Source organism: Reyranella humidisoli, from assembly GCF_019039055.1.
Lineage (GTDB): Bacteria > Pseudomonadota > Alphaproteobacteria > Reyranellales > Reyranellaceae > Reyranella > Reyranella humidisoli.
Genome location: NZ_JAHOPB010000001.1, coordinates 3,367,420 through 3,379,575, shown reverse-complemented (window position 1 = coordinate 3,379,575; position 12,156 = coordinate 3,367,420). Strand labels below are relative to the sequence as shown.

The window sequence follows — 12,156 nt, the reverse complement described above, 5'->3', positions numbered from 1 at the left end:
GCCGCCCAGCGGACCCGGGACCGCCGCAGCACCGGTTCGGCGGGAACCGCCCGCGCAACAGGGCGGCCGGCCGCGGCTGCTACTCTTCCGGCTCGGTGCTGAACTCCAGCGGATGGCCCGCGCCGCGCGCCATGTCGTTGGCCTCGCTGGCCTTGGATTCGGCGACGTCGCGGGTGTAGGTCGCGACCACGCAGGCGCCGCGCTGATGGGCCGTCATCATCACGGCGTAGGACTGTTCCTCGGTCATGCGGAACACGGCTTTGAGAACAACGACCACGAACTCTCGCGGCGTGTAGTCGTCGTTCAGCAGGATGACCTTGTAGAGCGGCGGCTGCTTGGTCTTGGTCCGCTCCACCGCCTGCGGCTTGGTGTCGATATCGCTCATCGGCCCCTCCTCGCTCTGCCTACCGATACTCCTCGTCCAGGAAGCGCTGCACAAGCCGGTCGGCCCGGCTGCGGTCGGTGAACTGCAGATGCCGCGCCAGGTTGCGGGCCGACGAGGCGAGATAGAACCGCTCGTACTGCTCGTTGCGGCTGGCAAGCGCGCTGCCGGCGAAATCCCAGGCCAGCCGGAAGATGCGGATGCGCTCCTCCGCCGCCATGCCCTTGGCGCCCGGCAGGTAGCGGTCGATCAGCGGCCGCAGGTCCGGGTCGCCGAGCTGGGCTGCCGTCGGCGCGGCCAGGAGGTTGTGCGAGCCGATCAGGCGCAGGATCTCGTTCACCCGCGGGAACCAGAGTGGCAGGGTGGCGCGCAACGCATGCAGAGGGCGGACGCCGCAGGTCCAAAGCCCCGACGGCCATTCGCGAGCCTCCGACTCGGCCGCCACGATGGCCGCGCGCGTGAACTCGGCGTAGGTCCAGATCTCGCCGATCAGGCGTTGCGTCTCGGGATCGGCGGCGTTGATCGAGGCGGCCATCCGCAGCGCCAGGCCCCAGGCGAAGTCGAGCTTCGTCCAGGCCCGGATCATCGTCTGCTGCATGATGTTGGGCTGCCAGCTAGACGTCATCACCGTATTGTAGGCGGCGAGATTGCGGTCGATGAACAGCCGGTCGCGCGGCACCTCGACATCGTCGAAGATCACGAAGGCATCCTGCTCGTCGAAGCGACCCGACAGCGGGAAGTCGAAGCGGTTGTCCGGCGCCGACATCGAATCGCGACAGAGGAACTTCAGGCCCGGCGTCCCGACGGGAATGCAGAACGACAGCGCGTAGTCCTCGGAGCCCGGCGGCAGCGGCGCGCCAGGATAGACCGCGATCTCGTCAGTGAAGGGCGCCAGCGTCGCCAGCACCCTCGCGCCGCGCACGACGATGCCGTGCTCGGTGTCGCCGACCTTGCGCAGCGCGTGGGCGTTGCCGGCCGACGGCGCATCGCCCGTCGCCTTGTCGACCGTGGGCTGGACGATCGTATGCGTCAGCGCCACGTCGCCGCGCCGCAGGAATTTCTGATAGGCGACCAGCCGATCGACGCCCGCCTCGTTGCCGTGCGCACCCCACTCATCGGGCCGACCGGCAAAGCCCGCATAGGTCACGTTCATGTAGTCGGGCGTGCGGCCCATCAGGCCGACCGAATATTCCGCCACCTGCCGCAGCGCCGCGTGCCGTCGAGTCAGGTCCTCGCGCGAGTGCGGGATCAGGTGGCTGACCGGGATCGGCTCGCCGGTCTCCGGATCGGGCGCGAGGCAGGTCGCGGCCTCTGCGTGATGGAGATCGTAGACCTCGGCCAGCGCATGGGCCGCGCCGCGGAGCTTTGGATGATCGACGACGTCGGCGATCTTCTCGCCGTCGACCCAGACATCGCGTCGGCCTCGAAGGCCCTTCAGGAACTGTTCACCCGTCCGTGCCGGCATCGCATCCCTCCGCCCCGGACGAGGACTGTCACCCCACCGGCATCGTCTCGGCAAGGGGCGGCAGCTTCACGACCTTGGCGTACCAGGCGTCGAGCTTCGGGTGACCCGGACGCCACGGCTCGTTGGCGTAGCGGAAATCAAGGTATCCCAGCGCGCAGCCGATCGCGATCTCGCCGATCGTGGTCAGGTCTCCGAGCGAATCGGCGTCCTTCTCAAGCGCGTCGAGCGCGCGGGCAACCTTGCCCTGCTGCAGCGCGATGTATCCCTGACGGCCTTCGTCCTGGGGCAGCGCGATCTCGCGGCGGCGCGGCTGGGTGGCGTCGAGGATGCCGTCGCCCAGCGCTTCCTGCGTCAGCGCCTTCCAGCGCGCCGGACCGACCGGCGGGAACAGCTTGGGCGCGGAGCCGAGGCTGTCGAGATACTCGCAGATCACCGGGCTGTCGTAGATCGACATGCCATCGTCGGTGATCAGCGTCGGCACCTTCGACAGCGGGTTGACCGGCAGCAGCGCCGGATCGGTCGTGCCGATCTTCCAGCGCTCGATCTTGTCGTTGAGCCCGCGCGCGATGGCGCAAGCCATCACTTTGCGGACATACGGGCTTGCAGCGGAATAGGCGATCTTCATGGCGGTCCCCCTTGAGATTCGTCGGATCGGCGCGCACGTTATCCCGCCTTCCGGGAGCAATGCCATGAATTTCCAGACCGAGAAACTCGGCCCCCACATGGCCGCGGCGGTGAGCGGCATCGACCTCAACACGCCCGCCGACGAAGCGACACAGGCCACGCTGACGAGCGTGTTGCACGACAATCTCGTGATCTGCATCCGGGGACAGACACTGGCGCCGCCGGCGTTCCTCGCGGCGATGTCCAGGTTCGGCACGCCGATGCTGCGCAAGCAGCTTGCCCGCACGGCGGAATGCGCCGAGGTGAACATCATCTCCAGCGAGGATCGCGACGTGCTGGGCGACGGCAAGAAGATCGTGAACGGCGCCAACTGGCACACCGACGACAGCTTCATGCGGGCGCCCTGCTCGCTCACCATGCTCTACGGCGTGGAAGTCCCGTCGCGCGGCGGCGACACGCAGTTCACCAACATGTACGACGCCTATGCGGACCTGCCAGCAGCCACGAAGGCCCGCATCGATCCGCTGAAGGTGATCCACAAGTACCATTCGAGCCGCAAGCTCAGCCGGATCTCGACCCGGCCGGCCGACGAGATGGCTGCGATGCCCGAGGCGACGCATCCGCTGGTGCGCACCCATCCTGAGACCGGCCGCAAGTCGCTCTATCTCAATCCCAACCGGATGGAGCAGATCGTGGGCCTCGGCCGCGCCGAGAGCGATGCGCTGCTCGACGAGCTGATCGCCCATGCCACACAGCCGAAATACGAGTACCGCCATGCCTGGCGGCAGGGCGACATCGTGATCTGGGACAATCGCTGCACGATGCACAAGGCCAACGCCGACTACCCCGAGGGCGAACGGCGGCTGATGCACCGGGTGATCGTGGCGGGTACGGAGCCGTTCTGATGTCGTCCTGAGCGCAGCGAAGGACCCAGCGGAACGACCAACGGACTCCCCGGCTGGCGCGAGATCCTTCGCTTCGCTCAGGATGACAGAGGCGGCAGAGACTTCTCAGACTTCCAGCAGCACGCAGTGCTCCGGTGAGAAGGACAGTGTGACGTCCGCCCCTTCCGGCAGCAGGTTGGTCGGCGGGCGGCGTACGATCATGGCCCCCACCCCACTGTCGACGACGTACTGCACGAAATCGCCATGGAACAGCCGCTGGCGGACCTTGCCCGGCACGTGGTTCTCGCCTGCCTGCGGCTCCAGGCCGATATAGGCAGTGCGGACGGCGACCTCGGTCTCCTTGCCGTGCGGCGTGTGCGGCGCCATGACCTTGAGCGATGTGCCGCCTTCGGTGACGAAAGTGCCGTCGCCCGCGGGCCTGCCCTTGATCAGGTTGGCCGAGCCCACGAAGTCCGCCACGAAGCGGCTGCGCGGCCTGTTGTAGATCTCCTCCGGCGTGCCGATCTGCTCGATCACGCCCACGTTCATCACGATCACGCGGTCGGAGATGGCGAGCGCCTCCTCCTGGTCGTGGGTGACGTAGACCGAGGTGATGCCCAGCCGCCGCTGCAGCTCGCGCAGTTCCACCCGCATCTCGGCCCGCAGCTTGGCGTCTAGGTTGGAGAGCGGCTCGTCGAACAGCACGACGGTGGGCGAGAAGGCGATGGCGCGGGCCAGCGCGACGCGCTGCTGCTGGCCGCCCGAGAGTTTCGAGGCGCCGCGCTCGGCGAGATGGCGCATCTGCACGAGGTCGAGCGCGCGCTCGACGTTGGCCTTGATGTCGTCCTGGCTCTGCTTCCGCACCCGCAGGCCGTAGGCGACGTTGTCGAATACGCTCATGTGCGGCCAGATGGCGTAGGACTGGAAGACCATCGACACGCCGCGCTGCTCGGTCTGGACGTTCGTGCGCCCCGCCGCGTCATACATCGTGCGGCCGTCGACGCGGATGCTGCCGCCCGACGGCTGTTCGAGACCGGCGATGGCGCGCAGAGTCGTCGTCTTGCCGCACCCCGAAGGTCCGAGCAGGGTCAGGTGCTCGCCGCGGCCCACGCTGAAGCTGACGCCATTCACCGCCACCTGGTCGCCGTACCGCACGACCAGATCCTTCACCTCGATACGCGTCTCGTTCACTGCAACTCCTTGGTCATGCCGCGGGCCACGCGGAACAGGATGACCAGCGCCAGCACCACAGTGAAGGTCTGGATCAACGCCATCGCCGCCGTGAGCTCCGTGCCGCTGGTGGCGAAGGCACTGACGATGGACGGCGCGATCACCTTGGCGTTGGGGCCCATCAGGAACGCCGAGGCGCCAAGTTCGCGCACACAGGCCATGAAGATCAGCAGCCACGCCGCCAGGATGCCGGGCTTGAGCAGCGGCAGCGTCACGGTGCGCATCTGATAGGCCCAGGAGGCGCCGCAGACCCGCGCGCACTCCTCCAGGCTCTTGTCGATCTGAAGCACCACGCCGGCCAGCGTGCGCACCCCGAGCGGCAGCATGACCGTGAAATAGGCCAGCGCCAGCAGCCACAGGGTGCCGTAGATGCCGATCGGGATGTTGAGCCAGGCCCACAGCAGCGCCAGGCCGAAGACCAGGCGTGGCACGGCCTGGGGGAACATCACGAGATACTCGATCGCGCCGCGGCCCCGCAGTTGCGAGCGGTAGATGATCCAGACCAGCAGCGACATGATCACCACGCCTACGGTGGCGACGCCCAGCCCCAGCATGATGCTGTTGAACAGCGCCGTGCGCACGGGGCCGAGCGACAGCGCCGTCTCATAGTTGGCGAGGGTCCATTGCGCCTGGCTCAGGATCACGGTGGCGAAGCGCTGCAGCGAGGTCATCAGGAGCGCCGCGATCGGGAAGACGACGGCCAGCGCCACGTAGAGCGCGCAGACGCTGAACAGCACCCAGGCGAGCCGTCCCATGTCCATCGGTCGCGGCCGGAACGCCTTGCCGCTGATGGTGGTGAAGGTGCCGCGGCGGATCATGCGCCGATAGAAGGCCAGCATGAAGAACATCACGACGAACAGCGACAGGCCCATCGCCGAGGCGCGGCCGTAATCCGGCGGATAGGAGAGCGTCGAATCCCAGATGGCGGTGGTGATGACGTAGATGCGGCCGGGAATCCCCAGCACCAGGGCGGCGGCGAACGAGCCCAGCATCTCGGCGAAGACGAACAGCATGGCGCCCAGCACGCCCGGCATGACCAGCGGCAGCGTCACGGTGAGCATGGTGCGGAGCTTGGACGCGCCCATGACGCGCGCCGATTCCTCGAGCGCCGGATCCATCGACTTCATCGAGGCCGAAATCATGACGAAGGCTACCGTGCCCTCGAACAGCGCCATCACCCAGGCGATGCCGAAATGGGTGTAGATGTCGGCGATGTCGCCGGTGCCGCCGACCGCCTTCCACATCTGGTTGAGGAAGCCGCTCTTGGGTCCGGCGATCACTGCCCAGGCGAGCGCTCCCACCAGCGGCGTCATGTAGTAGGGCAGTTCCATCAGCCGCTCGAGCTTCTCCCGCCCCGGCACGTTGGTGCGGGTCAGTATCCACGCCAGGACGAAGCCGATCAGGATGGCCATCACGGTCGCCATGACCGCGATGACCAGCGTGTTCCACACGGTCTTGAGGTCCTCCTCGAAGATCGCGACGTAGTTGGCGAGGCCGAACTCGACCGGCGGAAACGCCATCGGGTCGCCGACGTTCAACGATTCCTCGACCAGGAAGACCATCGGCAGCAGGACCAGGAAGCCCACGATCCCAAGGACCGCGAGCGTCGTCAGGGCCTGCCCGTTGATGCGTGGACGCAGAACGCCCGCCACGCCAAAAGCCCTGGGGCCGCCGGCCAAGGCCTAGCGTCCGGTGCCGACGATGCGGTTCCACTCCTTGGCGAAGGCCGGGCGATCCTTCTCGAAGGCATTCCAGTCGGCCGGCGACAGCAGCTTCATCTTGCTCAGGGGCACCGTGTCGGCGCCGCCGGGCGGCGGCACGTCCGGACGCGGCGAGTGGAGCAGCAGGGCGTCGGCCAGCGCCTTCTGCCCGACCGGCGAGAGGAACCAGTCCATGAACAGCTCGGCGGCATTGGGATGCGGCGCCTGGTCGACGATGCCATAGGTCTCCGGCACGGCGGGCACGCCGGTATCGGGGAAGACGAAGGCGAGCGGCGCGCCCTTGGCCTTGAACTCGATGTAGCCCGAATACTGCGCGCCCATGATGATCTTGTCCTGGCCGTCGACCAGCCGGCCGTACTGCTGGACATAGGAATCGAAGGCGCGCGGCTTCTGCTCGCCGAACTTCTTGAAGTACTCCATGCCGAGGATCGGCATCAGCATGTACCAGACGCCGTGCTGGAGGCCCGAGTTGGAGACCTTCACGTTGATCGCGTCCTTCCACTTCGGGTCGAGCAGGTCTTCCCACTTCTTGGGCGCGTCGGCCGCCGGGACATTGTTCGGGTTGTAGGCAATGCCGGCCATGATGACCGAACCCCAGGTCCAGAAGCCTTCCGGCTGGCTCTTGGCCTCCTTGGGGAAGAACTGCATCTCGGGCGAAACGTACTGGCGGAAGCCACCCTTGCGCTGGAAGTCCAGGATCATGCCCATGTCGGAGATCTGGATGACGTCGACAAGGAACGACTTGGCCTGCCGCTCGGAGAGTACCTTGGCGTAGAGCGCGCCGGCCTGCAGGCGCACGTAGCTGGTCTTGATCTCGGGGAACAGCTTGTTGAAGGCGGCCAGCAGCTTGACCTGGCCCTGCTCGGGATCGGTCGAGTAGAGCGTGAAGGCGCCCTCGGCCTTGGCCTTGTCGATGTTGGCGCAGGTCTTGAAGCCCTCCATCTGCTTGGGATTGTCGCAGACCTTTCCCTGGGCATGGACGGGAGAGGCAACGACCCAGGCCATAGCGCACAGGGCCGCGGACGCGGCAGCAATCAGCTTCATTGTTTCCCCCTAGATATTCTTGTTAGGAGCGAGCGTAACGACCGCTGCCCGGAGGTTCAATCGCTGTTAGTCGTCGCTCTGGTAAGCTGACTGCACCGTCACGTATCCCGCCGCGATGTCGGCTGCGACCGCCCCCGCGGAACGCAGCTTCGGATCGCCGTGACCGCCACCACCCGGCGTGCCGAGGGAAACGGTGTCGCCCTTGTTCAGCACATACTGCTTCTTGGGATCGGTCTTCTCGCCGTTGATGCGCAACTCTCCCGGCGCGCCGTCCTTGCCGCCCTCGATACCGAACGCGGCAAAGATCGTGCGCTCGGCGAGGAACGACACCGCGATCGGCGTTTCGCTGCGACTCTCGATCAGGATCTCCTGCCCCAGCCCGCCGCGATGACGACCGGCGCCGCCGGAATCGGGACGCAGCTTCTTGTGATGGAAGCGCAGCGGCGCGATGTGCTCGCTGATCTCGATCGAGGTCGAGCTGACGTTGGACGGCCACGACAGACAGGTGACGCCGTCGCGCTGCGTGTTGCCGCCCATACCGCCATTGTAGAAGAACATGTTGGCGTAGGGCTTGCCCCCTTCCCGCACGCCCGACTGGTTCATGCCCCACATCGGCGAGCCGCAGGCCGCCATCACGCGCTCCGGCACGATCTGGCCCAGGCAGCCGAACACCAGCATCGGAATGTAATGGCCGATCAGCATGCGCGAGCCGCCCGGCGCGGGGAACTGCGGATTGACGATGCAGCCCGGCGGCGCGGTGAGCGTGATCGGCCGCCACGCGCCTTCGTTGTTGGGCAGGTTGGAGTTGGTGCAGACCTTCACCCCATACATGCACATCGCGTTGGTGTAGCACATGGCGCAGTTGATCGCCCGGTCGACCTGGGCGTCGGTGCCGGCGAAGTCGATCAGGATCTCGTCGCCCTTGATGGTGAGCGCCATTCTAATCGTGATCGGCTTGTCCATGATGCCGTCGGTCTTGAGCTCGCTATGATACGTCCCGTCCGGCAGTTCGAGGATGGCCGCCCGCATGGCGGCCTCACAGCGGCCCTGGATCTCGCGCGCGAGGTCGGTGAGATCGGGCAGCCCGTAATTCTCCATGAGGACCAGCAGCCGGTCCTCCATGAGATCGAGCGCTACGATCTGGGCGTAGAGATCACCCATCGTCTGGTCGGGCGTGCGCACGTTCTTGCGGATCAGTGCGACCAGCGTCTCGTCGGTCTCCCCCGCCGCCATCATCTTCATCGGCGGGATCTGCAGCCCCTCCTCGAAGACCTCGCGCGGCTCGGGGCTCCTGATCTTGCCGCCGATGTCGGGCACATGCGCCGTCGTGGCGCTGAAGGCGATCAGCCGGCCGTTGCGGAAGATCGGCTTGGCCAGCGTCACGTCGGGCAGATGGCCGGTGCCAAGCCAGATGTCGTTGGTGATCAGCACGTCGCCGGGCGAAAGCTGGTCTTCGGGGAAGTGCCGCAGGAAGTGCTTCACCGTCTCGGGCAGGGTGCCGATGAAACTCGGGATGCTCTCGCTCGCCTGGACCAGCGACTGGCCCGTGGCATCGGTCACGACGCAGGAGAAGTCGTAGCTCTCACGCACCAGTGTCGAGAAAGACGTGCGAACCATCGCTGCGGCGGCCTCGTCGACCAGCGAGATCAGCCGCCGCCACAGCAGCTCGAGTTCTATGGCATCGAAGGTGCGTGACATCAGTTTGCCTCCGCCAGGATGGAGCCGTCAGGCAGCAGTCGCGCCGTCGAGTTGGGCCCGACGATGAAGGTGCTTTCGTTCTCCTCGAACACGGCGGGCCCCTCGATGCTGACGCCGGGTTCGAGCGCGTAGCGGTCCCACACACGGGTCGACAGCGTTCTGCCTTCGTCGGGAAATAACACTGGTCGCGTGCCCTTGAGCGCGTTGTCCGACGCATGGCGCGGCAGCTCGAGTTTGCCGCCGGTGCCCGGCATCGGCGCGCTGACCGAGAGGCGCAGCGCCACGAGCTGGATGGCGGCGCCCGGCGGGACGCGCGCAAACAGCGCCTTGTACGCGGCCTCGAAGGCCACCTTCACGGCGCCTTCCGTCAGCTCATGCGGCAGCACGACGGTGATCTCGCTGCCCTGACCGATGTAACGCATGTCGGCCAAGTAGCGGACGGTGCGTCCGTCGACGTCGGCACCGGTGAGGCGCAACACGTCGAGCGAGTCCTTTTCGAGATTGGCGAAGATGCGGCCTGCCGCGGCAAGGTCGGCTCCGGCCAGCGCCGTGGTGAAGCTTGCCACGCGATCGACACGGGCCGGCGCCATCAGCATGCCGATCGTGCTCCCCGCGCCCGCGCCCGGTGGACAGACGACGCGGCTGACGCCGAGCTTGCGCGCGACGTGCCAGGCATGGACGGGCCCCGCCCCGCCGGTCGCCAGCAGCGCATATTCCGACGGCACGCGCCCCCGCTCGGCGATGGCTACGCGCGCGGCCCCCGCCATGTTCTCGTTCACCACGTCATGTACGCCGAAGGCCGCCCGGCCGGGCTCGACGCCCAGCGCACCCGCCAGCTTGCCGAACGCGGCGTTCGTCGCCACGGCGTCGATCTTCATCGCGCCACCCAGGAAGAAGTCGGCGTTGAGATAGCCCAGGGTCAGGTCGGCGTCGGTCACCGTGGCCTCGGTGCCGCCGCGGCCGTAGCAGGCGGGTCCGGGCTGCGCGCCGCTGCTCTCCGGGCCGACATTCAGCGTGCCGAGGTCGCTTCGATGAGCGATCGAGCCGCCGCCAGCGCCGATCTCGATCAGTTCGACGGTAGCGATCTGGATCGGCAGGCCGGAGCCGCGCAGGAAACGCTTCTCGCGCGCCGCCTCGAAGCCCCACGCCACCAGCGGCTCGCCATCGTCGACCAGCGCCAGCTTCGCGGTCGTCCCGCCCATGTCGAAGGCGAGCACGCGCTCCAGCCCGGCATTGCGGCCGAACCAGGCGCCGGCCAGCGCGCCCGCCGCCGGCCCGCTTTCGAGCAATTGCACCGGCGCGCGCTTGGCCTCACTCACATGGGTGAGACCGCCGTTGGAGAGCATCAGGAACAGCCCACCCGGGATGCCCTCGGCCCGCAGCGCCTGTTCCAGCCGTTCGAGATAGATTTCCGCCAGCGGCCGCACATAGGCGTTGGCCACCGTCGTGCTGGCACGCGGGTACTCGCGGATCTCCGGCGCAATGTCGGACGACAGCGAGATCGACAGGTTCTGGAAGCGCTCCGCGACGGCCGCACCGATCGCACGCTCGTGTGCGGCGTTGGCATAGGAATGCAGGAAGCAGATGGCGAGGCTCTCGACACCCTGCTCCACGAGATCGGCCACTTCGCCCAGCGCCGCATCCACATCCAGCGCGATTTCGACCGTTCCGTCCGGTGCCAGCCGTTCCTTCGCCTCCCGGCGCCACGGCCGCGGCACCAGCGGCTTCGGCATCTCGATGAACAGATCGTAGAGCTCGTACTTGCGCTCGCGAGCGATCTCCAGCACGTCGCCGAAGCCTGCGGTGGTGAGCAGGCCGGTCTTCGCGCCCTTTCGTTCGATCAGCGCATTGGTGAATAGCGTCGTGGCATGCACGACGCGCCCAATGTCCTGCGGCTTCGCGCCCGCCTTCTCCAGCACCCGCCGCGTGCCCTCCAGCGCCCCGCGGGCCGGATCGTCCGGCGTCGTGCTTTCCTTCCAGATGACGGCCCGCCCGGTGCGCGGATCGTGGATGACGAGGTCGGTGAAGGTTCCCCCGATGTCGATGCCGAGGGAAAGCGGCGCACTCATTACACGTCCTTTGCTATTCGGCCTTCACATTGCCCTGCCTGGCGACCTTCGCCCAGCGCTCGCGGTCCTTGACGATGTAGGCGGCGAAAGCATCGGGGCCCTGCCCGATCGGCTCAAGGCCTTGCTTGGCCAGCGTTTCAGCATTCCTCGGATCAGCCATCGCATCGAGAAACAGCTTGGCGAGCGCGCCCTTGATGTCGGCGGGCAAACCGGCCGGGCCCATGAGACCGAACCAGTTGTTGATGTCGAGCGCCGGGATGTCTTTGGTGAGCAGCGGCAGTTCCGGTGCAAGCGGCGTCGGCTTCGCCGAGGCGAGCGCCAGCACGCGGACCTTCCCGCCACGGGCCTGGCCGATCAGTTCCGAGACGTTGCCGAAGAACATGTCGACATTGCCCGCCGCCACATCGGCGATCGCCGGTGCGCCGCCGCGATAGGGAACGTGGATCAGCTTCAGCCCACCCGCTTCGGCCGCCAGGAACTCCGCGCCGAGCTGGTTGGTCGAGCCAAGACCGGTCGAAGCGTAGCTCACCTTGCCCGGATTGGCCTTCGCATAGGCGACGAATTCAGGAATGGTCTTGAACGGCGCGTCCATCCGCACAATCAGCGCCATCGGCACGCCGACCAGATTGCAGATCGGCGTCAGTTCCTTGTCGAGGTCGAGCGGGATCTGCGAGCCCGGCACCACCGGGCCGACCGCGAGCTGGCCCATGATGCCGATGCCCACCGTGTAGCCGTCGGCCGGCGCCTGGGCGACCGCCTTCAGCGCGATGAAGCCGCCGGCGCCGGTCTTGTTTTCGACGACAACGGTGTAGCTATGCTGGCGCTGGATCGTTTCCGCAGCGATCCGGGCGGCCATGTCCGCCGTTCCGCCCGGCGCATATCCCACGAGGATCTTGATCGGTTGCTTCGGCACCCATTGCTGGGCACGCGCCGACGCAGCGGCAAGAACGAGCGGAGCAGCAAACAGGCTTCGACGCAGCATGACGACCCCCAATCCCAAACCCGGTGCCGAGCGTCAGGCAAGGGCCGTGCCGGGTCA

10 protein-coding genes are annotated in these 12,156 nt (G+C 67.0%); 1 reads left to right on the top strand and 9 read right to left on the bottom strand.

Translation table 11 applies throughout. The features are described from left to right. Positions 1-79: 79 nt before the first annotated feature. From clpS to KQ910_RS16400, 3 genes are read right to left on the bottom strand one after another with little or no spacing between them, the layout of a single operon-like run. Complete coding sequence (gene clpS / locus KQ910_RS16410; RefSeq protein WP_216962466.1) at positions 80-385, bottom strand: ATP-dependent Clp protease adapter ClpS; 306 nt, start codon at positions 383-385, stop codon at positions 80-82. A gap of 19 nt (positions 386-404) precedes the next feature. Continuing rightward, positions 405-1,847: a 4-hydroxyphenylacetate 3-hydroxylase family protein gene (locus KQ910_RS16405; RefSeq protein WP_216962464.1), complete on the bottom strand. Its 1,443-nt coding sequence runs from the start codon at positions 1,845-1,847 to the stop codon at positions 405-407. Positions 1,848-1,875: 28 nt separating this feature from the next. After that, positions 1,876-2,472, bottom strand: a complete 597-nt coding sequence (locus tag KQ910_RS16400; protein ID WP_216962462.1) for a glutathione S-transferase family protein — start codon at positions 2,470-2,472, stop codon at positions 1,876-1,878. 64 nt (positions 2,473-2,536) lie between these two features. On the opposite strand from KQ910_RS16400, the gene KQ910_RS16395 reads away from it, so the two are divergent. Next, complete coding sequence (locus tag KQ910_RS16395; RefSeq protein ID WP_216962460.1) at positions 2,537-3,376, top strand: TauD/TfdA dioxygenase family protein; 840 nt, start codon at positions 2,537-2,539, stop codon at positions 3,374-3,376. 105 nt (positions 3,377-3,481) lie between these two features. Here the strand turns inward: KQ910_RS16395 and KQ910_RS16390 are convergent, their stop codons facing one another. The 6 genes from KQ910_RS16390 to KQ910_RS16365 form a co-directional block, all read right to left on the bottom strand. After that, the gene (locus KQ910_RS16390) at positions 3,482-4,546 is read right to left on the bottom strand and encodes an ABC transporter ATP-binding protein (RefSeq protein WP_216962457.1); all 1,065 of its coding nucleotides are present in this window, start codon (positions 4,544-4,546) and stop codon (positions 3,482-3,484) included. Beyond that, complete coding sequence (locus tag KQ910_RS16385; protein WP_216962454.1) at positions 4,543-6,237, bottom strand: ABC transporter permease; 1,695 nt, start codon at positions 6,235-6,237, stop codon at positions 4,543-4,545. The genes KQ910_RS16390 and KQ910_RS16385 overlap by 4 nt, the downstream gene beginning before the upstream one ends. 30 nt (positions 6,238-6,267) lie before the next feature. Beyond that, the gene (locus KQ910_RS16380; protein ID WP_216962451.1) at positions 6,268-7,350 is read right to left on the bottom strand and encodes an ABC transporter substrate-binding protein; all 1,083 of its coding nucleotides are present in this window, start codon (positions 7,348-7,350) and stop codon (positions 6,268-6,270) included. A 66-nt stretch (positions 7,351-7,416) separates the two neighbouring features. Next, positions 7,417-9,048, bottom strand: coding sequence for a hydantoinase B/oxoprolinase family protein (locus KQ910_RS16375; RefSeq protein ID WP_216962449.1), 1,632 nt, complete (start codon positions 9,046-9,048; stop codon positions 7,417-7,419). Further along, positions 9,048-11,117, bottom strand: coding sequence for a hydantoinase/oxoprolinase family protein (locus KQ910_RS16370; protein ID WP_216962446.1), 2,070 nt, complete (start codon positions 11,115-11,117; stop codon positions 9,048-9,050). Before KQ910_RS16370 ends, KQ910_RS16375 begins: the two co-directional genes overlap by 1 nt. 13 nt (positions 11,118-11,130) lie before the next feature. Then, the gene (locus KQ910_RS16365; RefSeq protein WP_216962444.1) at positions 11,131-12,099 is read right to left on the bottom strand and encodes a Bug family tripartite tricarboxylate transporter substrate binding protein; all 969 of its coding nucleotides are present in this window, start codon (positions 12,097-12,099) and stop codon (positions 11,131-11,133) included. Between the last annotated feature and the right edge of the window lie 57 nt (positions 12,100-12,156).